This is a genomic window from Variovorax palleresanus (genome assembly GCF_051144945.1).
Lineage (GTDB): Bacteria > Pseudomonadota > Gammaproteobacteria > Burkholderiales > Burkholderiaceae_C > Variovorax > Variovorax paradoxus_S.
Genome location: NZ_JBJNVP010000002.1, coordinates 3,785,328 through 3,804,102 on the forward strand (window position 1 = coordinate 3,785,328; position 18,775 = coordinate 3,804,102).

An 18,775-nucleotide genomic window follows, 5' to 3' on the forward strand; every position below is an offset into this window, starting at 1 on the left:
TGGCCTCACGCGTGCGCTGGATGGGCCAGGGTGGCCGCAGCCTCGGCGTCCAGCGCCTTGGCATTGACCGCCGCGTCGCTTTCGGAGAGCAACTGGCCCTCCCACTTGGCAACCACGGCCGTGGCGATGGAGTTGCCCACCGCATTGGTGGCCGATCGGCCCATGTCCAGGAAGGTGTCGACGCCCAGGATCAGCAGCAGGCCGGCCTCGGGAATGTCGAAGTGGTTGAGCGTGGCGGCAATCACCACCAGCGACGCCCTCGGCACGCCGGCCATGCCCTTGGAGGTGAGCATCAGGATCAGCAGCATCGTGATCTGCGTGCTGAGCGGCATGTGGATGTTGTAGGCCTGCGCGATGAACAGCACGGCAAAGGTGCAGTACATCATCGAGCCGTCGAGGTTGAACGAGTAGCCCATCGGCATCACGAAGCTCGAGATCTTGCGCTTTACGCCGAAGCGGTCGAGCGCTTGCAGGATCTTCGGATACGCCGCTTCGGAGCTGGCGGTGGCAAACGAAAGCAGGAAGGCTTCCTTGATGAGCGTCAGCAGCTTGAACACGCGCGGCCCCAGGAACGAAAAGCCCGCGAAGATCAGCACGCCCCACAGCACGAAGAGGCCCAGGTAGAAGTCGCCCATGAAAACGGCGAACTTGAGCAGGATGCCCAGGCCGTTGACCGCAACCGTGGCGGCCATGGCGGCCATCACTGCCAGCGGGGCCAGCTTCATCACGTAGCCGGTGATCTTGAGCATGGCGTGCGAGAGCTCGTCGATGGCGGACACCAGGGTCTTGGCCTTGTCGCCGAGCGAGGCGAGCGCCACGCCGAAGAACATCGAGAACACAACGATCTGCAGGATCTCGTTGTTGGCCATGGCCTCGGCAAAAGACTTGGGCACCAGGTGGCTCACGAAGTCCTTGAGCGTGAACTTCGCGGTGGCGAGGTTTGCCGAAGAGCCGATGTCCGGCAGCGGAAGCCCGAGGTTCTCGCCGGGCTTCAGGAGGTTGGCCATCACCAGGCCGATGAGCAGCGAAATCAGCGAAGCGGTAAAGAACCAGCCGAGCGACTTGCCGAACACGCGGCCCACCGATTTGGCATCACCCATGTGCGCGATGCCCACCACCAGGGTGGAGAACACCAGCGGGCCGATCAGCATCTTGATGAGGCGCAGGAATACATCCGAAATGATCGACACGTAGCCCGCGATCTGAGCGGCCGCCTTCTTGTCGGGAAAGCTCGTGAAGATCATGTAGCCGACAAGAATGCCGAGCATCATGGCAATCAGGATCCAGGCCGCGGCGGGCAGTTTCTTTCTCATGTTTGTCCCTTTGACGTATGTGTGGTTCCGGGGCGCGGGCGCATCGGCCGGCAGCCTCTTCTTGTGCGGCAGGCGAAGGGTATCCAAGAAGGTCCCTTGCGTGCAACCGGCGCGGGCGCATTGGCGATGAAGCCTTAAGTGTCCAATGCCAATTCCGTGCCACGCGATTTCGCTGCCTACAATTCTCCGATGGATATCAGCTCGATCGAGTTTTGCGGACAGCCCGCGCTTCGTGCCGCCGGGACCGATGGCAGTGCTTTCATCGTGTCGCTGCACGGGGCGCAGCTGCTTTCCTGGACCACGGCGGACAGGGTGGAACGCCTCTATCTGAGCCCGCGCGCGGTGTTCGACGGGCAGGCTGCGATACGCGGCGGCGTGCCCATTTGCTGCCCCCAGTTCAACCAGCGAGGCATGCTGCCCAAGCATGGATTCATGCGCAATCTGCCTTGGGAAAACCGGGGTGCCGACGCCGCTTCGGGCGAACTGGTCTTGCGGCTGCGCGACAACCCGGCCACTCGCAAGCTGTGGCCGCACTCTTTCGAGGCGCGCCTGCAGATCGGCATGGGCCCGGGACGGCTGCGCACCACGCTGGCGCTGCTCAATGTGGACCATGCACCCTTCAGCTTTGCCGCGGCGCTGCACACCTACCTGCGCGTCGACGATATTGCCCAAGTGCGGCTGGAAGGCCTCCAGGGTGCCAACCGCTGGGATTCCCTGCGCGACGACCGCCACGTGGAGACGGCGCCGGCGCTGTGCTTCGATGCCGAGTTCGACAGCGTCTATGCCGCTCCCGCGAAGCCGATGCGGCTGGTGCAGCCGAGCGGCACGCTCGAGATCACGCAAAGTGCGAGCTGCAGCGAAACCGTGGTGTGGAACCCCGGCGCGGTGCTCGGTGCGAAACTCGCCGACATGCCCGAAGATGGGTATCGGCACATGTTGTGCGTCGAGGCCGCGCGCATCGACGAGCAGGTGCTGCTCCTGCCGGGCGCGCAATGGCAGGGCTGGCAGCAGCTCCGCGTCCTCTGAATGAACTTTTCCTTACGACCGACCATGCTCGCAAAACGCATCATTCCCTGTCTCGACGTCACCGGCGGCCGCGTCGTCAAGGGCGTCAATTTTCTCGAGCTGCGAGATGCCGGCGACCCGGTTGAAATTGCCGCGCGTTACAACGCGCAGGGCGCCGACGAGCTCACCTTTCTCGACATCACGGCCACCAGCGACGGACGCGACCTGATCCTGCCGATCATCGAGGCGGTGGCGTCCCAGGTCTTCATTCCGTTGACGGTGGGCGGGGGCGTGCGCACCGTGGCCGACGTGCGCCGGCTGCTCAATGCGGGCGCCGACAAGACCAGCTTCAACTCCGCGGCCATCGCCGATCCGCAGGTGATCAACGACGCATCGCAGAAATACGGTTCGCAATGCATCGTGGTGGCCATCGACGCCAAGCGCCGCAGCCCCGAAGAAGCCGCCACGCGCGGCGCAGGGTGGGACGTGTACAGCCATGGCGGCCGCAAGAACACCGGCCTGGACGCCGTCGAATGGGCGACCGAGATGGTGCGCCGCGGCGCCGGCGAAATCCTGCTCACGAGCATGGACCGCGACGGCACCAAGAGCGGCTTCGACCTGGCGCTCACCCGCGCGGTGAGCGATGCCGTCAACGTGCCGGTGATCGCCTCGGGCGGCGTCGGCAGCCTCGACGACCTGGCCGACGGCATCCAGACGGGCGGCGCAGATGCGGTGCTGGCCGCCAGCATCTTCCACTACGGCGAACACACGGTCGGCGAAGCGAAAGCCCGCATGGCCGCGCGGGGAATTCCGGTGCGAATCGAGTCCTGAGGGGTCTTTGCCTATCCCCGACAATATCGCGATGAATTGGCTCGATGAAGTGAAGTGGGACGCGAACGGCCTGGTGCCCGTGATCGCGCAGGAGCAGGGCAGCAACGACGTCCTGATGTTTGCCTGGATGAACCGCGAGGCGCTCGAAAAGACCGCCGAGCTGGGCCGCGCCGTGTATTTCAGCCGCTCGCGCAGCAAGCTCTGGTTCAAGGGCGAGGAATCGGGCCACGTGCAGACGGTGCACGAGATCCGCCTGGACTGCGACAACGACGTCGTGCTGCTCAAGGTCACGCAACTCGGCCACGAGCCCGGCATTGCGTGCCACACCGGCCGCCACAGTTGCTTTTTCAGCAAATACGAGAACGGCCAATGGACCGCGGTCGAGCCGGTCTTGAAAGACCCGGAGTCGATCTACAAATGACGGCCACAGTGAACACCTCGGACGCCCTTGCACGCCTTGCCGCGGTCATCGAAAGCCGTCTGCCCGCGCGCGGCGGCGACTCCGAGAAGAGCTACGTGGCGCGCCTGCTGCACAAGGGCCCCGATGCCTTCCTCAAGAAAATCGGCGAGGAAGCCACCGAAGTGGTGATGGCCGCCAAGGACGCCGACCATGGCGGCGACCGCACGAAAATAGTGAACGAAGTGGCCGATCTGTGGTTCCACACCATGGTGGCGCTCGCCCACTACGGCCTCTCGCCCGCAGAGGTGATTGCGGAGCTCGAGCGCCGCGAGGGCACCAGCGGCATCGAGGAAAAAGCCCTGCGAAAGGCAGAGGCCCGCGAGGCATCCAACGATTGAAAGGACATCCAATGGCCAACGACATCGTGAACGTGGAACCCGACGACTCCCTCAAGACCTGGGGCTGGGTCAGTTATATCCTGCACCTGATCGTGGCCATCGGCGCCGTCCTGCCCGGAGCGCAGGCTTCCGTGGTCCTTTTGCTCGTCGCCCTGGTGATCGACTTCATCAAGCGCGACGATGCCGCCGGGACCTGGCAGGCCACGCACTTCAGCTGGCGCATCCGGTCGGTGCTGTGGGCCGGCCTGCTGTACATCATCACTTCGTGGCTCTGGCTGCTGTTTCTCGTGCCGGGCTGGATTGCCTGGAGCCTGATTTCGCTGTGGTTTCTCTACCGGATCGTGAAGGGCATGATCCGCATGAAAGACAACCGCCCCATGGAACCCAAAGATGTCATCTGATCCGAACTGCGTCTTCTGCAAAATCATCGAAGGCAAGATCCCCTCGCGCAAGGTCTACGAAGACGACGAACTGTTTGGTTTTCACGACATCGCGCCCTGGGCGCCGGTGCATTTCATGCTGGTGCCCAAGCGGCACATCGCCTCCATGGCGCAGCTCACCCCCGAAGACGCCGCGCTGATGGGCAAGATCATGACGCTGGCGCCCAAGCTCGCGCTGGAGCTGGGCTGCAGGCCCTATCCGGAGGGCGGCTACCGTGTGCTGGTCAACACCGGCGCCGAGGGCGGGCAGGAAGTTCACCATCTCCATGTCCATGTCATGGGCGGTCCCAGGCCCTGGCTTCGCGGCTGAACATTAGGCCAAACTGTCACATTCCGCCCGACTAAAATCGGACACATTCTTAGGAGTCTTCCATGGGTTCATTTTCAATCTGGCACTGGCTGATCGTGCTGCTCGTCGTGGTCATGATCTTCGGCACCAAGAAGCTGCGGAACATGGGTTCCGACCTTGGTGGCGCCGTGAAGGGCTTCAAGGACGGCGTGAAGGACGGCGGCACCACCGCCGATGCGCCTGCCGCTTCGTCGGCCCCTGCTGCCCAGGTTACCGGTCAGCCGGCCAACAGCGACAAGTCGGCGATCGACGTCGAAGCGCGTCAGAAGTCCTGAGCGCGGGTCATAAGTGCTCGACCTTGGCATTGAGAAGCTGGCGCTGATCGGCGTCGTGGCGTTGATCGTGATCGGACCGGAAAAGCTGCCTCGCGTGGCGCGTACGGTCGGCACCCTGCTGGGCAAGGCGCAGCGCTACGTGAACGACGTCAAGGCCGAAGTCAATCGCTCCATGGAGCTGGACGAACTGCGCAAGATGAAGAGCACCGTGGAGGATGCGGCGCGCGACGTCGAGCACAGCATCCAGACCGGCGCAAGCGATCTCGAGAAGCAGTTTTCCGGCTCGGGCGAAACGCTTTCGGCCCTGGCCGAACCCGAGCCCTCGGTGCCGGAGTACCGGCATCCCCGCAAGAACTGGCGCCTGAAGCAGGGCGCCACGCCGCAGTGGTACAAGGCGCGCAACGGCGTGCGCACCAAGGCGTTGTCGGGTGCCGCGCGGGTTGCGCGTTTCCGCCCCCACAAGATCAACTAGCGGCTTTCCCACTCCCCGCGTTCCTCGTGCGCCGCACGCCGGCCGAAGCCACGCTTTCTCCTGCTCTTTTTCTCTCCCAATGGCCGATTCCGACAACAAGAACAAAGACGCAGAAGACGAGTTGGCGGGCACCGAACAACCGTTCGTCCAGCATCTGGTCGAGCTCCGCGACCGGCTTCTCTATTGCGTCTACGGCTTGGTGGCCGCGGGCGTGCTGCTGGCCATCTGGCCCGGGCCGAGCGGGCTGATCGACCTTATCGCCATGCCGATCCAGGCCCACATGCCGCCGGGCGCCAAGCTCATCGCGGTGGGCGTGTTCTCGCCCTTCTTCGTGCCGCTGAAGGTGCTGGGTATGACGGCCGTGCTGCTGGCGCTGCCTTGGCTCATGTACCAAATCTGGATGTTCGTGGCGCCGGGGCTCTATAGCCATGAAAAGAGATTCGCGCTACCGCTAATCTTGTTCGGCAGCTTGCTGGCCTATGTCGGCATCGCCTTTGTGCAGTTCTTCGTGCTCGACAAGATGTTCGGCTTCATTCAGAAATTCACGCCTCCGAGCGTGAGTGCCACGCCTGACATCTCGTCGTACGTGGAGGCCATCTTGTCGCTCTACATCGCGTTCGGCGTGGCGTTCCAGGTGCCGATCGTCGTGATGTTGCTGGTGAAGTTCGAGATGGTGACAGTCGAAAAGCTGCGCTCGTTCCGCGGCTACTTCATCGTGGTGGCCTTCATCATCGCCGCGGTGCTCACGCCGCCCGACGTGGTGTCGCAGCTCGCGCTGGCGATTCCGATGTGCCTGCTCTACGAGGTCGGAATCATCGGCGCCCGCTACTTCACAGGCGGCAAGAAGACGGAAGAGGAAGAAAGCGCCGATTCATCGGCCTCTTCCTGATCGGTCATTCTGGCTGGTTGGGCATCTGCCGCACCGGGCTCCTGGGCCGAAGGCCCGGCGTCACGTCCAGCTCCATCTTGTCGGTGCCGCGCTGCAGCGCGAAGCGGGCGGTGCTGCCGGGCTTCAGGCCGGCCACGGCGGTCAGCAGGGCCTGCACGTTGTCGGTCTTTTTCTCGCCGACCGAGGTGATCACGTCGCCCGGGCGGATGCCGGCCTTGGCGGCAGGGCCGTTCTGCAGCACGCCGGTAATGATGACCCCGGCATTCGCCTTCACGCCGAAGGTCTCGGCCAGCTCCGGCGAGAGCTCGTTCGGCTCCACGCCGATCCATCCGCGGCGCACCTGGCCCTCTTTCACGATGCCTTCGAGCACGATCTTGGCCATGGAAACCGGAATCGCGAAACCGATGCCCATGCTGCCGCCCGAGCGGGAGTAGATGGCCGTATTGATGCCCTGCAGGTTGCCATTGACGTCGATCAGCGCACCGCCCGAATTGCCGGGGTTGATGGCCGCGTCAGTCTGGATGAAGTTCTCGAAATTGTTGATGCCGAGCTGGTTGCGCCCCAGCGCCGAGACGATGCCGCTGGTGACCGTCTGGCCCACGCCGAAGGGGTTGCCGATGGCCAGCACCTGGTCGCCTACCTGGAGCTCGTCCGAATTGCCCAGCACGATCGCGGGCAGCTTATCCATTTCGATCTTGAGCACGGCCAGGTCGGTGTCCGGATCGGTGCCGATCACCTTGCCGCGCGTGTGGCGGCTGTCGTTGAGCGTGACCTCGATTTCGTCAGCGCCTTCGACCACGTGGTTGTTGGTGAGCACGTAGCCCTCGGCGCTCACGATCACGCCGCTGCCCAGGCCGACCTGGGGCTGGTCGCCCTGGTCGCCGAAGAAGAACCGGAACCACGGGTCGTTGCTGCGCGGATGGCGCTGCGCGGCCTTGCTGGTGTTGATGCTCACCACGGCCGGCGACGCTTTCTTGGCCGCCGCGCTCAGGCTGCCGGGGACCGGTACGGACGAGGCGCCGGCCGGTGCCTCGACGATCGACACCACGCCGCCCAGTGAGGTGGAGCGCCGATTGATCCATTCGGGCTTGAGTGTTGCAACGACGAAGTAGGCCGCCAGGAGGACGGTCACGGCTTGGGCAAAGAGCAGCCAGGTGCGTTTCATGAAACTTTGATTGAACGAAGAGGACACGCCGCCCACGCGGCGCCACGGCCCATTGTCCCTCAACCCCCAATTGCATAAACCGCGCGCTGCGGTCGAGATTGGCAAAGCCGTCAGCACCAATAAGGGATAACCCTTAGCATCGCTGTGCGAGCCCACACGGCTCCGAGCTCCGGCCTTCCGCATCGCCTACCCGGCTCACGCGGCGAGGTGTTTCGCCGGCGCGCCGCCTTCCGCATGGATCCTTCTGCGGCCGGCGTGCGGCAACGACCTTCCTGCCAGCCATGACTTCTCACGCAATTTCCCCGGACGGTGCCCAGCCGGCGCCGGCCCGCACGCTCGATGCGCGCGACTACAAGACACTGGGCCTCTCCGCCCTTGGCGGAACGCTGGAGTTCTACGACTTCGTCATCTACGTGTTCTTTGCCACCGTGCTGGGCGCACTTTTCTTTCCCGCCGACATGCCCGACTGGCTGCGGCAGCTCCAGACCTTCGGCATCTTTGCCGCCGGCTACCTGGCCCGGCCGTTGGGCGGCATCGTCATTGCGCATTTTGGCGACCTGCTCGGGCGCAAGCGCATGTTCACGCTGTCGATCTTCCTGATGGCGGCACCCACGCTGGTCATCGGCCTCTTGCCCACCTACGCCAGCATCGGCATTGCGGCGCCGCTCCTGCTGCTGGCCATGCGCGTGCTGCAGGGCGCGGCCATCGGCGGCGAAATGCCCGGCGCGTGGGTGTTCGTCGGCGAGCACGTGCCCGCGCAGCGCTACGGTTTCGGCATCGGCGCGCTGACTTCGGGCATCACCGGCGGCATCCTGCTGGGATCGCTGGTGGCCGTGGCCATCAACCGCCACTATTCGCCGGCGGAGGTGAGCGGTTTTGCCTGGCGCATTCCCTTCGTGCTGGGCGGCGTGTTCGGCCTCGTCTCGGTGTACCTGCGCCGCTTCCTGCACGAGACGCCGGTCTTCAGGGAGCTGGCGGGCCGCAAGGCCGTGGCGCGCGAGCTGCCGCTGCGCACCGTGCTGCGCGAGCATCGCGCGGCCAGCGTCTACGTGGCGCTGCTGACCTGGGTGCTGTCGGCCGCCATCGTGGTGGTGGTGCTGTACACGCCCACCTACCTGCAGAAGGTGCACCACATTCCGGCGGCCCTGGCGCTGGAAGCCAATGCCCTCGCCACGCTGACCCTGACCATCGGCTGCGTGCTGGTCGGCTGGGCCAGCGACCGCATCGGCACGCGCGCGGTGATGCTCATCGGCTGGGGCGGGTTGTTCGCGACGGCCTATCTCTTCTACACGGGGCTGCCCGGCACGCCGGCCACGCTGTTCTGGCACTACGGCCTGGTGGGCTTGTTCGTGGGCACCATCGCCACCGTGCCGATCGCCGGCGTGCGCGCGTTCCCGGCGCCGGTGCGCTTCACCGGGCTCTCGTTTGCCTACAACATGTCGTATGCCGTGTTCGGCGGCCTCACGCCCGTCATCCTCACGCTCTGGCTGCAGCACGACACGATGGCGCCGGCGCATTACGTCGCCGTGCTGGCGGGGCTGGGATTCCTGCTGGCCCTGTGGCCACTCGCGGCACGCGGCCATGCCATGCGCAACGCAGACGGGAGCGCGACAATGTCGCGATGAGCACCACCCGCCATGAATTGCTGCATGCCTTCGACCTGCTTCTTGCGCCCTCGCGCTTCAAGGACTACGGACCGAACGGCCTGCAGGTCGAGGGCCGCACCGTGGTGCGGAAGATCGTTTCCGGCGTTACCGCGAGCCGCGCGCTGATCGAAGCCGCCATTCATGCCGAGGCCGATGCCATCTTCGTCCACCATGGCCTGTTCTGGCGCGGCCAGGACGGCTGCGTCACCGGCTGGATGAAGCAGCGCCTGGGCTTGCTGCTGGGTGACGACGTCAACCTGTTCGCGTATCACCTGCCGCTCGATGCGCACCCCGAACTCGGCAACAACGCGCAGCTCGGGCTGCAACTCGGGTTGCTCGCGCATGCCGGGTCGACCGGGCGCTTCGGCGACCAGGAGCTCGGTTTTCTTGGCGCGCGCGACAACGGAGAAAGCTTTGCCAGCGCCAAGGAACTGGCCGCCCACGCCGAAAAGGTTCTGAAGCGGCCCGTCACCCTCGTGGACACGGCGCACCGCCCACTCAAGAACATCGCATGGTGCACGGGCGGCGCCCAAGGCTATTTCGAAGCCGCCATTGCCGCCGGTGCCGATGCCTTCATCACCGGGGAGATCTCCGAGCCGCAGGCCCACTATGCGCGCGAGATGGGCGTCGCTTTCCTCGCGTGCGGGCACCATGCCACCGAGCGCTACGGCGCCCAGGCGGTGGCCGCGCACGTGGCGGCGCAGCTCGGGCTGAAGCACGAGTTCATCGACATCGACAATCCCGCATGACCGGACAGGCTCCCATCGCTCCCACCACTCCCGTCGCCATCACGCTCGGCGATCCCGCGGGCATCGGGCCGGAAATCATTGCCAAGGCCTTCCGCGAGGCACCCGACGCCACCCGCGGCGCCTTCGTGGCCGGCGACGTGGCCACGATGCGCCGCGCATCGCAAGCCTTGGCGTTGCCCGGACAACCGGCCTGGCCGGTGGCCGAAATCGAGCAGATCGCCGAAGCGGCCGCCGTGCCGCCGGGCTGCATCCCCGTGCTGCAGGTGGTGGCGCCGCCCAAGGACATCGTGCCCGGCCGGATCAGCGCCGAAGCCGGCCGCGTGGCTGGCAATTGCGTGGTCTGGGCCGCACGGGCCGCCTTGCAAGGCAAGATCGCCGCCATCGTGACCGCGCCGCTTCACAAGGAGGCGCTGGCCGCGGCGGGTTTTCCGTATCCCGGGCATACCGAACTGCTGCAGGCCGAAGCTGCCGCGCATGCGGGCCTCGCGGTGGACGGCATGCCGGTGCGCATGATGCTGGCCAACGACGAGTTGCGCACCGTGCTGGTGAGCATCCACATGTCGCTGCGCGACGCCATCGCCGCGGTGAGCTTCGCCGGCGTGCTGGAGACGCTGCGCATCACCCACCGTGCCTTGCACCGCGTGCTCGGACGGGCGCCGCGCATCGGCGTGGCGGGCCTCAATCCGCATGCGGGCGAGGGCGGATTGTTCGGTTCCGAAGAGCGCGACATCATTGCGCCGGCCATCGAGGCTGCGCGCGCCGAAGGCATCGACGCCGATGGCCCCCACGCGCCCGACACCGTCTTCATGCGCGCGCGGGACAAGGCCGGCGTGCCGGGAAGCGGCGAATTCGACGTGGTGATCGCGATGTATCACGACCAGGGCCTGATTCCGGTCAAGTACCTTGGCGTGGAAAAGGGGGTGAACGTGACGCTGGGCCTGCCACTGGTGCGCACCAGCCCCGATCACGGCACCGCGTTCGACATTGCAGGCACCGGCCGGGCCGATGCCTCGAGCCTCGTCGAGGCCCTGCGCATGGCCAGAAAGCTGTCGGGCGGCTGAGAAGACGCGTTCAGGGCCGCTTCAGGCTGTCGCGGATCTCGCGCAGCAGGGCGATGTCCTCAGGCGGCGCCACCGGTGCCGCGGGCGCATCCGCCTGGTGTTTGCGCAGCTTGTTGATCTGCTTGACCATCATGAAGATGATGAAGGCCAGGATGACGAAGTTGACCGCGATGGTGATGAAGTTGCCATAGGCGAGCACCGGCACCCCGGCCTTCTTGAGGTCGGGCAGAGTGCTGGGCACGCCCGCCGGCACGCTGCCCAGCACCAGGTAGAGATTCGAGAAATCGAGCTTGCCGAACACCAGACCGACGATCGGCATGATGATGTCGGCCACCAGGGAGTCGACGATCTTCCCGAAGGCCGCACCAATGATCACGCCCACGGCAAGATCGATGACGTTGCCCTTGACGGCAAATTCCTTGAACTCGCTGATGATGCTCATGATCAATATGCTCCGGGACGCTGGTGTTGAACTGCCGCCAGTATGCCTGCGGATTCGCCAGTTCGAATCGTGAAGCCCCTTGGTGGGTAATGCAAAAGAATTCTTTTCTTCGATGATCTTCTTTAATGGTGCCTGATCGATCGGCGCCGGCGCACCAATAAAGGCGCGCAATCCCTCTTCAAATAAATGAATAGTTTCTGGTTAATTGCCACCGGATTCGGTGACAGCGGCTTTCTGTTGCCTGCCGCATTTGGGGTTGCAATCTGGCTCGCAATAGATCGGGGCACACGCCCGGCGGCGGTGCATTGGGTGCTTCTATTTGGCGCTTGCGGTCTTGTCGTGATGCTTTCCAAGCTCGCTTTCATGGGCTGGGGAATTGGCAGCGCCCGCTTTGATTTCACTGGCTTCAGCGGACATACCGCATTGGCGACCAGCGTCTGGCCGGTCATTTTCTGGCTCGTGGCGCTGCGGCGCGCACCATTGGTGCGCATGGCTGCCGCGATATCGGGATGGGTATGGGCCGTCTTCATCGGCGTGTCGAGACTGGCGCTCGAAGTTCACTCCCCGGCCGAAGTCGTCGCCGGTGCCGCACTCGGGACCCTGGTGAGCGCAGGCTTTCTGAGACTGCAGTGGCACCGGCACCTGCGGGTGCGAACACCTCGATGGCTCGCGCTGGGCTTGGTGCTGCCGCTATTGTTTTTGATCATTGGGCGGCCGGCACCCACGCAGTTCGTGCTCGAGAGGATGGCGGTCTGGATGGCGGGCATCGAGCGTCCGTTCATGCGCGCCGACCTGCTGCAGGCCCGCGAGCCCGCCCGCAGCCCGGCCTGAGCAAACAACTGTTTACAAAAGAGCAAACCTTTTCGCAAAGCCGATCGGGCCCGGCTTTTGTAGTTTCAGCGCCACAATTCGCCGATTTGAGCTGTTAATTAATAGTTCACATTTTCAAATCGCAAGGCGCGGCTTCGCTTGTGCAATCCAAGGCTTCGCTCCCAATGAAAAAGGGGGCTCAGCTATTGATCTTCGGGATAACCCCTAGGGCCTTGGGGTTGATCCGCAAATGGACACATTTTTTGCACCTATTGCACGGAAAGTGGGTGCCACGGCCGCAGCGACAATTCGGCCCAGCCCGTCTGCCGTTCATGCGCAGGCTTGCTTTGACGAACCGTGACAAAAAGGGTGGGCCCAAATACCAACTGGGCTCGGGCCTTGCATATGAAATCGCGGTTGCCGAAAACCAATTTGTGCAATGGGGATCAATTTGACACGCTTCGTGTACCCGATGGGGTGGGGTTTTGCCCTAATGGGCGCGTTATTGCTGCAGGGCTGCGCACCGGGCTTCAGTTCTGTGGCTGCCTATGAGGCAGACCAGAGCCTGCCGCCGGAGTTCCAGTACCTGCCAGCCGATGGCGCGCCGGATGGAGTCATCACCTCCATTTCGCCCGCGCTCATCCGCGCGATGGCGGAGGCGCAGCCGGCCTCCGTTTCGCCGGACGTGAAGTCGCTCTTCGGCGAAGCGCCGGTCTACACCATCGGACCGAGCGACGTGGTGGGCGTGGTCGTCTACGACCATCCGGAACTGCTGCCCAACGCGGGCGCGGTGATCTCGCAGCAGGCCGACCCGACCGGCATCAGCGTGGCGCCCGGCTTCATCGTCGGTGCGGACGGGCAGATCTCCTTTCCCTACATCGGCCGCGTCAAGCTCCAGGGGCTGACCGAAATCGAGGCCTCCGACCTCATTGCGCGCCGCATTGCCGCGTACATCAAGGATCCGCAGGTGACGGTGCGCATCCAGTCCTTCAGAAGCCGCCGCGCATTCGTCGAAGGCGAGGTCCGCACCCCCGGGCTGCAGATCTTCACCGACGTGCCGATGACGCTCGCGGAGGCCATCAGCCGCGCGGGCGGCATCACCGCCAGCGGCGACCGCTCGTTCGTGACCTTGACGCGCGGCGACAAGACCACGCTGATCAACCTGCCCAACCTCCAGGAACTGGGTTCCGATGCCAGCCGTATTCCGCTGCGCAACGGCGACCGGATCCAGGTGCGGCACCGCGACGAGAGCAAGGTGTTCGTGATGGGCGAAATCGCGCGGCCTTCGGCGCTGCTCATGCACAACGGGCGGCTCAGCCTCAACGAGGCGCTGGGCGAGGCAGGCGGCCCCAACCTGAATTCGGCCCACACGGGCCAGATCTTCGTCATCCGCAACAACGCGAGAGGCTTGCCGGCCATCTTCCACCTGAACGCCAAGAATCCGGCGGCACTGGCCCTGGCCGAGCGCTTTCCGCTGCAGCCGCGCGACGTGGTCTACATCGATTCCGTGCCGCTCGTCACCTGGAACCGCCTGGCCAGCCTGATCCTGCCGGCGGCCCAGGTCATCAATGCGGGCGACGAAGTCTGGAGCCGCCACAGATGAAATCGATCCTGACAGTCTGCATCGGCAACATCTGCCGAAGCCCGATGGCCGAAGGCATCCTGGCCGCGGGCCTGCCGCATCTTCGCGTGGTGTCCGCTGGAACCGGCGCCCTCGTGGGCAAGCCGGCCGATGCCACGGCGCAGAAGCTCATGCAGGCGCGCGGCATCGACATTTCGGGCCACGTCGCGCAGCAGGTCAGCCAGATGCTGTGCCGGCAGGCCGACCTGATCCTGGTCATGGACATGGCCCAGCGCCGCTACCTCGAGTCGACCTATCCCTTCGTGCGCGGCAAGGTCTTTCGCATTGCCGAGGCCGCCAAGCAGGACGTGCCCGATCCCTACCAGGAGGACGAGGCGGCCTTCGCGCACGCCCTGTCGCTCATCGATGTGGGCGCCCGAACGTGGATCGACCGCATTCTGAAAATTACGAAACCCGAGCAGCAACCGACATGAACGCAACCCAGCAAGCCGCCCTGCCGATGCCAGCGCTGGAAGAAGAGGGCGAAAAGTTCAGCCTCGTCGAGTACCTGGACATCCTGATCGACAACCGCTGGCTCATTGCCATCGTGGTTGGCGTGATGCTGTTGCTGGGCGTGGCCTACGCCTTCTTCGGCAGGCCCATGTACGAAACCAACGTGGCCGTGCAGGTCGAGGACTCGGGCAATTCGGCCGGCAGCTTCCTGGGCGATGCCGCATCGTCGCTGCTGAGCGTGAAGACGCCGGCCGCGGGTGAAATCGAAATCATCAAGTCGCGCGCCATCCTCGGCCAGGCGGTGGAGAACACCAAGCTGTACATCAGCGCCGTGCCCCGCTATGCGCCCGTGGTGGGCAGCTGGCTTGCACGGCGCGCCACCGATCTGTCGGACCCCGGCTTCATGGGGCTTTCGGGCTACGTCACCGGGGCCGAGAAGATCATGGTTCCCCAGTTCGACGTGCCCGCGGATTTCGAGGCGAAGCCATTCACGCTGACCCTGGGGCCGGACAACCGCTACGAGCTTGCCAACCCCGAGCTCAAGGCCCCGCTCAAGGGCACGGTGGGAACTCCGCTGCTCGCCAACCTGCCGAGCGGCAATCTGCGGCTGCTGGTGAGTTCGATCAGTGCCAAGCCCGGCGCGCAGTTCCAGCTCGTTCGCTATTCGAAGCAACTGACGCTCCTGACGCTCCAGGACAGCCTCAAGGTCGTCGAAAAAGGCAAGCAGTCGGGCGTGCTCGACGTGGGCTGGAAGAGCCCGAGTCCTGAAAAGCTGACACAGCTCCTCAACGAAATCGGGCGCCTCTACGTGCGCCAGAACATCGAGCGCAAGGCGGCCGAGGCCGAAAAAACCCTGGGTTTCCTCGATACGGCTCTGCCCCAGTTCAAGAAGCAGCTCGAGCAATCCGAGGATCTCTACAACCGCTACAGAAACGAGAACGGCACGGTCAGCCTGGACGACGAGGCCAAGAACGCCCTGACCCAGACGGTCGACCTGCAGTCCAAGTTGCTCGAGGCGCAACAGAAGCGGCGCGAACTCTCCGCGCGCTTCACCGACAAGCATCCGGCCCTCCAGACGCTGGATACGCAGATCTCGGCCTGGAAGGGCGAAATCGCCTCGGTCGATTCGCGCATCCGGAAAATGCCGCTGCTGCAGCAGAACACCGTGCAGATGCAGCGCGACATCAAGGTCAACACCGACCTCTACGTGTCGCTGCTCAACAGCTCGCTGCAGATGCGGCTGGCCAAGGAAGGCAAGGTCGGCAACGTGCGACTGCTCGACGAAGCCATCGTTCCCGAAGAACCCGTGTGGCCGAAAAGGCCGCTGATCATCGCGGTGGCGCTGCTGCTGGGGCTGATGGCGGGCGCGGCCGCCGCCATTGCCAAGAACGCGCTCTTCGGCGGCATCCGCAATCCGAGCGAGATCGAAATGCACACGGGGCTCAACGTCTACAGCAGCATTCCGCTGAGCCCCGCCCAGCGGACGATCGACAAGAACATCGAAAACAGGGCGCCCGGCACGCACATCCTCGCGCTTCAGCATTCCGAGGATCCCGCGGTGGAAAGCTTGCGCAGCCTGCGGACCGCGCTGCAGTTCGCCATGCTGGAAGCCGCCAACAATCGCCTGCTCATTTCGGGCGCGACACCCGGGGTCGGGAAAACTTTTGTTTCTGTGAATTTCGCGGCGATCACCGCCGCGTCAGGAAAAAAGGTTCTTCTGATCGACGCCGATTTGCGCAAGGGCCGGGTTAATCAATTCTTCTCCATGTCGCGATCGTCCGGCCTGTCGGAATTGATTGCGGGCACGCTGAGCTACGACAAAGCCGTTCGCCCGTCGGTCTTGCCCAATCTGGACGTCATCACGACCGGGATGCTTCCCCCCAATCCAGCGGAATTGCTACTGAGCGATTCCTTCACGCAGATCCTGGAAAAACTGTCGCCCGATTACGACCTTGTGATTATCGACACCGCCCCGGTGCTGGTCGCTGCGGATACCGCTTCGGTGGCGCCGCTGGCGGGTTCTCTTCTCCTCGTTGCACGGGCGGAAAAGACCCAACTCGGCGAATTGAACGAGAGCGTCAGGAGATTGGCGCACGCAGGCTGCACTGCCAATGGCGTAATTTTGAATGCTATGGACTTATCTCGGAGACATGCCGGCAGCAGCAGTTATAAATATGGCGGTTACCGTTACACACACTATAAATACAAAAACAACAGGGATACCACCTAGTCCAAAGGCGGTTTCTGAGAAAATTCATTGAAATTGTGATGATTTTCACGTGATGCACTAATTCGGTGCTGCCGATTAAATGCTAATAAAAAAGGCCTACGACCATATGCGTCATTCTTTTGTATTAGGTATTTCAATCGCTCCGCCAGCGCGCTGATTTCCGCGCTGCAACTTTCAAGGCCCCACGCTGCAAAGCCCTTTTGGGCTTGGCATGGAGTCGACACGTGTCACTGAACCCGAAAGGGGCAAGCGCTTGCTTGTAAGACGAAAGGTGCTCCTGCAATGAGAGTTCTCAAACTATCAATTCGCTTTCGTTACAAATGTGGAAACGGGGCGTACGTATGACCAATTTCTCTCGCGAGGAGTCGATGGCACCTCCAGGCGAAGCGGTGGGCGGCGCAATTGCGGACGACCTGGCTTGGATCAAGGTTCGTCATCCGGCCATACTGCGTGCCGGAAAAAGAGCGGTCGATATCAGTGCATCCCTGTTCTTTTTCTGCGTCTTCGGTTGGCTCTATGTGCTGATCGCCATCGGTGTATTCATCAGTTCGGGCGCACCAATCTTGTACTCGCAGCCGCGCTTCGGGCGAGGCGGGCGGGTGTTCAAGTTCTACAAGTTCCGCTCGATGCTGCCGAACTCGGCCCAGATCCTCGAGGAACACCTCAGGAACGACCCCGTGGCGCGCCAGCAGTGGGACGACTATCAAAAGCTCGAGAACGACCCGCGCATCACCCGCTTCGGCAGGTTCATCCGCAAGACCAGTCTGGACGAACTGCCGCAGTTCTGGAACGTGCTCGTGGGCGACATGAGCCTGGTCGGCCCCCGGCCCTGCATGCTCGACCAGAAAAGCCTGTATGGCGCGGACTGGTCGTTCTATTGCGCCGTGCGGCCCGGAATCACCGGCTTGTGGCAAGTCAGCGGCCGCAACCAGCTCAGCTACAAGAAGCGCGTGGCACTGGATGTCACTTACGTGGAGACGCTCTCCGTCGGCAGGGACATCGGCATCTTCATCAAAACCATCTGGGTGGTGGCCGTCGGCCATGGTTCACGGTGAAACCCAGGTCAACGATGAAAAAGATCCTGATCTGCGCGGTGCCCTTCAGCGACAACCTCGGCGACGGGGTCATTGCCGCATCCCTGGCCCATATTGCCGGCCTGAAGTATCCGCAAGCGAAGGTCGAGTTTCTGGATATTGCCGGCCGCGTCGGCTTCCAGGAAGAAAACCTGCGGGGCGGCGGCGCATTCGAGGTTTTTGCAAAACTGCCGTCGCTGCTGCGTTCGCTGATCGTCTTCTTGTACTGCCTCAAGGGCTATTTTCTTTCTTGGCGAAAAAACTGGAAGGCCGCGGTCGGCGACGCCGATCTGATCGTCATTGGCGGCGGACAGCTCTTCTGCGATGTGGCGCTCAATTTTCCGGCCAAGCTGTTTCTTTTGAGCAGGCTGCTGCGCGGCAAGCGCGTGGTGGTCGTTTCGGTCGGCGTCACGGCCAAATGGTCATTCTGGGGCCGCTTCCTCGTCAAGCGCTTCATCAGGAATGCAAGGCCGGTTTTCTACGCGACTCGCGACAAGGAATCGGCAAGCAACCTGCACACCCACTTCAGAATTCCGAGGGGCAGCATACGGGTCGTTCCAGATCCGGCGCTTGTTTGCGCCGATGCGTTCTCGGAAGAGCTCTCGCCCGAAAAGAACTGGGATATCGGAATTTGCGTGAGCAGCCTCGATGCGCTGGTCATGAACTCCGAATACTCGAACTCCAATTCAACGGAGTCCGCGAGGTTTTTTTCGACGCTTGCCGAATCATTGCAGGCCCAAGGGAAGCGGGTGCTTTATTTCACCAATGGCGCGTCCGAAGACAACAAGGTATTGAGCGAGATTTCTTCGGGAACCGGGGCCATGAAATCGGGGTTTTTCGTTCCCCGGCATCCCGATGAACTCGTTTCACTGATCAGCGCCTGTTCCTGCATTGTTGCCCATCGGCTCCATGCAAACATCGTTGCCTACAGCTTGAACATTCCATCCATAGGAATGAACTGGGACAAAAAGGTCGAATCGTTCTTCGAATTGACGAAGCGAAAGCGCTATCTCTTCGATTTGTCGCCCCGCATCGAAAAAATCGAGGCTTCGGTGCTGAGCGTGTTGAGCGAAAAGACCCCGGACCGACAAACACTGGATTTGCTGAGAGGCGAAGTGGTTGCCGGAGTTCATGCCTTGATCTGATGGAGCGG

21 protein-coding genes are annotated in these 18,775 nt (G+C 63.3%); 18 read left to right on the forward strand and 3 right to left on the reverse strand.

Translation table 11 applies throughout. From position 1 onward, the window contains the following. Nucleotides 1-5 precede the first annotated feature (5 nt). Nucleotides 6-1,313, reverse strand: a complete 1,308-nt coding sequence (locus tag ACJ7Z0_RS21565; protein WP_434791469.1) for a dicarboxylate/amino acid:cation symporter — start codon at nucleotides 1,311-1,313, stop codon at nucleotides 6-8. Between the two features lie 189 nt (nucleotides 1,314-1,502). Here ACJ7Z0_RS21565 and ACJ7Z0_RS21570 point away from each other — a divergent pair, with 189 nt between their 5' ends. From ACJ7Z0_RS21570 to tatC, 9 genes are all read left to right on the forward strand, one after another. Next, complete coding sequence (locus tag ACJ7Z0_RS21570) at nucleotides 1,503-2,339, forward strand: D-hexose-6-phosphate mutarotase (RefSeq protein WP_434791470.1); 837 nt, start codon at nucleotides 1,503-1,505, stop codon at nucleotides 2,337-2,339. Nucleotides 2,340-2,363: 24 nt separating this feature from the next. Next, a complete protein-coding gene (gene hisF / locus ACJ7Z0_RS21575; RefSeq protein ID WP_434791471.1) occupies nucleotides 2,364-3,149 on the forward strand; it encodes an imidazole glycerol phosphate synthase subunit HisF in 786 nt (261 codons plus the stop codon). A 31-nt stretch (nucleotides 3,150-3,180) separates the two neighbouring features. Beyond that, complete coding sequence (hisI, locus tag ACJ7Z0_RS21580) at nucleotides 3,181-3,570, forward strand: phosphoribosyl-AMP cyclohydrolase (protein ID WP_369653062.1); 390 nt, start codon at nucleotides 3,181-3,183, stop codon at nucleotides 3,568-3,570. Next, a complete protein-coding gene (locus tag ACJ7Z0_RS21585; protein WP_431124222.1) occupies nucleotides 3,567-3,947 on the forward strand; it encodes a phosphoribosyl-ATP diphosphatase in 381 nt (126 codons plus the stop codon). The genes hisI and ACJ7Z0_RS21585 overlap by 4 nt, the downstream gene beginning before the upstream one ends. 11 nt (nucleotides 3,948-3,958) lie before the next feature. Beyond that, complete coding sequence (locus tag ACJ7Z0_RS21590) at nucleotides 3,959-4,348, forward strand: DUF4870 family protein (protein ID WP_434791472.1); 390 nt, start codon at nucleotides 3,959-3,961, stop codon at nucleotides 4,346-4,348. Further along, nucleotides 4,338-4,697, forward strand: coding sequence for a histidine triad nucleotide-binding protein (locus ACJ7Z0_RS21595; RefSeq protein ID WP_093019972.1), 360 nt, complete (start codon nucleotides 4,338-4,340; stop codon nucleotides 4,695-4,697). The genes ACJ7Z0_RS21590 and ACJ7Z0_RS21595 overlap by 11 nt, the downstream gene beginning before the upstream one ends. 62 nt (nucleotides 4,698-4,759) lie before the next feature. Continuing rightward, on the forward strand, nucleotides 4,760-5,011 hold the full coding sequence (gene tatA, locus ACJ7Z0_RS21600) for a Sec-independent protein translocase subunit TatA (RefSeq protein ID WP_434791473.1): 252 nt from the start codon (nucleotides 4,760-4,762) through the stop codon (nucleotides 5,009-5,011). Nucleotides 5,012-5,024: 13 nt separating this feature from the next. Continuing rightward, nucleotides 5,025-5,483, forward strand: coding sequence for a Sec-independent protein translocase protein TatB (tatB, locus tag ACJ7Z0_RS21605; protein ID WP_307638773.1), 459 nt, complete (start codon nucleotides 5,025-5,027; stop codon nucleotides 5,481-5,483). Nucleotides 5,484-5,562: 79 nt separating this feature from the next. Beyond that, complete coding sequence (gene tatC / locus ACJ7Z0_RS21610; protein WP_434791474.1) at nucleotides 5,563-6,372, forward strand: twin-arginine translocase subunit TatC; 810 nt, start codon at nucleotides 5,563-5,565, stop codon at nucleotides 6,370-6,372. Nucleotides 6,373-6,376: 4 nt separating this feature from the next. On the opposite strand, the gene ACJ7Z0_RS21615 is transcribed toward tatC, so the two are convergent. Then, nucleotides 6,377-7,537 carry a trypsin-like peptidase domain-containing protein gene (locus tag ACJ7Z0_RS21615; protein WP_434791475.1) on the reverse strand — a complete coding sequence of 387 codons (1,161 nt, stop codon included), beginning with the start codon at nucleotides 7,535-7,537 and terminating at the stop codon, nucleotides 6,377-6,379. A 281-nt stretch (nucleotides 7,538-7,818) separates the two neighbouring features. On the opposite strand from ACJ7Z0_RS21615, the gene ACJ7Z0_RS21620 reads away from it, so the two are divergent. From ACJ7Z0_RS21620 to pdxA, 3 genes are read left to right on the forward strand one after another with little or no spacing between them, the layout of a single operon-like run. Continuing rightward, nucleotides 7,819-9,162, forward strand: a complete 1,344-nt coding sequence (locus tag ACJ7Z0_RS21620) for an MFS transporter (protein WP_434791476.1) — start codon at nucleotides 7,819-7,821, stop codon at nucleotides 9,160-9,162. Beyond that, a complete protein-coding gene (locus ACJ7Z0_RS21625; protein ID WP_434791477.1) occupies nucleotides 9,159-9,932 on the forward strand; it encodes a Nif3-like dinuclear metal center hexameric protein in 774 nt (257 codons plus the stop codon). The genes ACJ7Z0_RS21620 and ACJ7Z0_RS21625 overlap by 4 nt, the downstream gene beginning before the upstream one ends. Then, on the forward strand, nucleotides 9,929-10,993 hold the full coding sequence (gene pdxA, locus ACJ7Z0_RS21630; protein WP_434791478.1) for a 4-hydroxythreonine-4-phosphate dehydrogenase PdxA: 1,065 nt from the start codon (nucleotides 9,929-9,931) through the stop codon (nucleotides 10,991-10,993). The genes ACJ7Z0_RS21625 and pdxA overlap by 4 nt, the downstream gene beginning before the upstream one ends. Before the next feature lie 10 nt (nucleotides 10,994-11,003). Here pdxA and mscL read toward each other — a convergent pair whose 3' ends face one another. Then, nucleotides 11,004-11,435 (reverse strand): large conductance mechanosensitive channel protein MscL, encoded by a 432-nt coding sequence (gene mscL / locus ACJ7Z0_RS21635; RefSeq protein ID WP_434791479.1) that lies wholly within the window; start codon nucleotides 11,433-11,435, stop codon nucleotides 11,004-11,006. A 186-nt stretch (nucleotides 11,436-11,621) separates the two neighbouring features. On the opposite strand from mscL, the gene ACJ7Z0_RS21640 reads away from it, so the two are divergent. The 6 genes from ACJ7Z0_RS21640 (at nucleotide 11,622) to ACJ7Z0_RS21665 (ending at nucleotide 18,767) form a co-directional block, all read left to right on the forward strand. Further along, complete coding sequence (locus ACJ7Z0_RS21640) at nucleotides 11,622-12,266, forward strand: phosphatase PAP2 family protein (RefSeq protein ID WP_434791480.1); 645 nt, start codon at nucleotides 11,622-11,624, stop codon at nucleotides 12,264-12,266. 418 nt (nucleotides 12,267-12,684) lie between these two features. Next, nucleotides 12,685-13,848: a polysaccharide biosynthesis/export family protein gene (locus ACJ7Z0_RS21645; RefSeq protein WP_431124191.1), complete on the forward strand. Its 1,164-nt coding sequence runs from the start codon at nucleotides 12,685-12,687 to the stop codon at nucleotides 13,846-13,848. Further along, nucleotides 13,845-14,300 (forward strand): low molecular weight protein-tyrosine-phosphatase, encoded by a 456-nt coding sequence (locus ACJ7Z0_RS21650; RefSeq protein ID WP_431124188.1) that lies wholly within the window; start codon nucleotides 13,845-13,847, stop codon nucleotides 14,298-14,300. The genes ACJ7Z0_RS21645 and ACJ7Z0_RS21650 overlap by 4 nt, the downstream gene beginning before the upstream one ends. Continuing rightward, the gene (locus ACJ7Z0_RS21655) at nucleotides 14,297-16,549 is read left to right on the forward strand and encodes a polysaccharide biosynthesis tyrosine autokinase (protein WP_434791481.1); all 2,253 of its coding nucleotides are present in this window, start codon (nucleotides 14,297-14,299) and stop codon (nucleotides 16,547-16,549) included. Before ACJ7Z0_RS21650 ends, ACJ7Z0_RS21655 begins: the two co-directional genes overlap by 4 nt. Nucleotides 16,550-16,890: 341 nt before the next feature. Beyond that, nucleotides 16,891-17,604: a sugar transferase gene (locus ACJ7Z0_RS21660; protein ID WP_434791482.1), complete on the forward strand. Its 714-nt coding sequence runs from the start codon at nucleotides 16,891-16,893 to the stop codon at nucleotides 17,602-17,604. Nucleotides 17,605-17,618: 14 nt separating this feature from the next. Beyond that, nucleotides 17,619-18,767 carry a polysaccharide pyruvyl transferase family protein gene (locus ACJ7Z0_RS21665; protein WP_434791483.1) on the forward strand — a complete coding sequence of 383 codons (1,149 nt, stop codon included), beginning with the start codon at nucleotides 17,619-17,621 and terminating at the stop codon, nucleotides 18,765-18,767. Nucleotides 18,768-18,775: the final 8 nt, after the last annotated feature.

Excerpts from the sequence above, each read along its gene's own strand:
- ACJ7Z0_RS21565 (WP_434791469.1), bottom strand. The coding sequence starts at position 1,313 with ATGAGAAAGAAACTGCCCGCCGCGGCCTGGATCCTGATTGCCATGATG.
- ACJ7Z0_RS21570 (WP_434791470.1), top strand. The coding sequence starts at position 1,503 with ATGGATATCAGCTCGATCGAGTTTTGCGGACAGCCCGCGCTTCGTGCC.
- hisF (WP_434791471.1), top strand. The coding sequence starts at position 2,364 with ATGCTCGCAAAACGCATCATTCCCTGTCTCGACGTCACCGGCGGCCGC.
- hisI (WP_369653062.1), top strand. The coding sequence starts at position 3,181 with ATGAATTGGCTCGATGAAGTGAAGTGGGACGCGAACGGCCTGGTGCCC.
- ACJ7Z0_RS21585 (WP_431124222.1), top strand. The coding sequence starts at position 3,567 with ATGACGGCCACAGTGAACACCTCGGACGCCCTTGCACGCCTTGCCGCG.
- ACJ7Z0_RS21590 (WP_434791472.1), top strand. The coding sequence starts at position 3,959 with ATGGCCAACGACATCGTGAACGTGGAACCCGACGACTCCCTCAAGACC.
- ACJ7Z0_RS21595 (WP_093019972.1), top strand. The coding sequence starts at position 4,338 with ATGTCATCTGATCCGAACTGCGTCTTCTGCAAAATCATCGAAGGCAAG.
- tatA (WP_434791473.1), top strand. The coding sequence starts at position 4,760 with ATGGGTTCATTTTCAATCTGGCACTGGCTGATCGTGCTGCTCGTCGTG.
- tatC (WP_434791474.1), top strand. The coding sequence starts at position 5,563 with ATGGCCGATTCCGACAACAAGAACAAAGACGCAGAAGACGAGTTGGCG.
- ACJ7Z0_RS21615 (WP_434791475.1), bottom strand. The coding sequence starts at position 7,537 with ATGAAACGCACCTGGCTGCTCTTTGCCCAAGCCGTGACCGTCCTCCTG.
- ACJ7Z0_RS21620 (WP_434791476.1), top strand. The coding sequence starts at position 7,819 with ATGACTTCTCACGCAATTTCCCCGGACGGTGCCCAGCCGGCGCCGGCC.
- ACJ7Z0_RS21625 (WP_434791477.1), top strand. The coding sequence starts at position 9,159 with ATGAGCACCACCCGCCATGAATTGCTGCATGCCTTCGACCTGCTTCTT.
- pdxA (WP_434791478.1), top strand. The coding sequence starts at position 9,929 with ATGACCGGACAGGCTCCCATCGCTCCCACCACTCCCGTCGCCATCACG.
- mscL (WP_434791479.1), bottom strand. The coding sequence starts at position 11,435 with ATGAGCATCATCAGCGAGTTCAAGGAATTTGCCGTCAAGGGCAACGTC.
- ACJ7Z0_RS21640 (WP_434791480.1), top strand. The coding sequence starts at position 11,622 with ATGAATAGTTTCTGGTTAATTGCCACCGGATTCGGTGACAGCGGCTTT.
- ACJ7Z0_RS21645 (WP_431124191.1), top strand. The coding sequence starts at position 12,685 with ATGGGGATCAATTTGACACGCTTCGTGTACCCGATGGGGTGGGGTTTT.
- ACJ7Z0_RS21650 (WP_431124188.1), top strand. The coding sequence starts at position 13,845 with ATGAAATCGATCCTGACAGTCTGCATCGGCAACATCTGCCGAAGCCCG.
- ACJ7Z0_RS21655 (WP_434791481.1), top strand. The coding sequence starts at position 14,297 with ATGAACGCAACCCAGCAAGCCGCCCTGCCGATGCCAGCGCTGGAAGAA.
- ACJ7Z0_RS21660 (WP_434791482.1), top strand. The coding sequence starts at position 16,891 with ATGACCAATTTCTCTCGCGAGGAGTCGATGGCACCTCCAGGCGAAGCG.
- ACJ7Z0_RS21665 (WP_434791483.1), top strand. The coding sequence starts at position 17,619 with ATGAAAAAGATCCTGATCTGCGCGGTGCCCTTCAGCGACAACCTCGGC.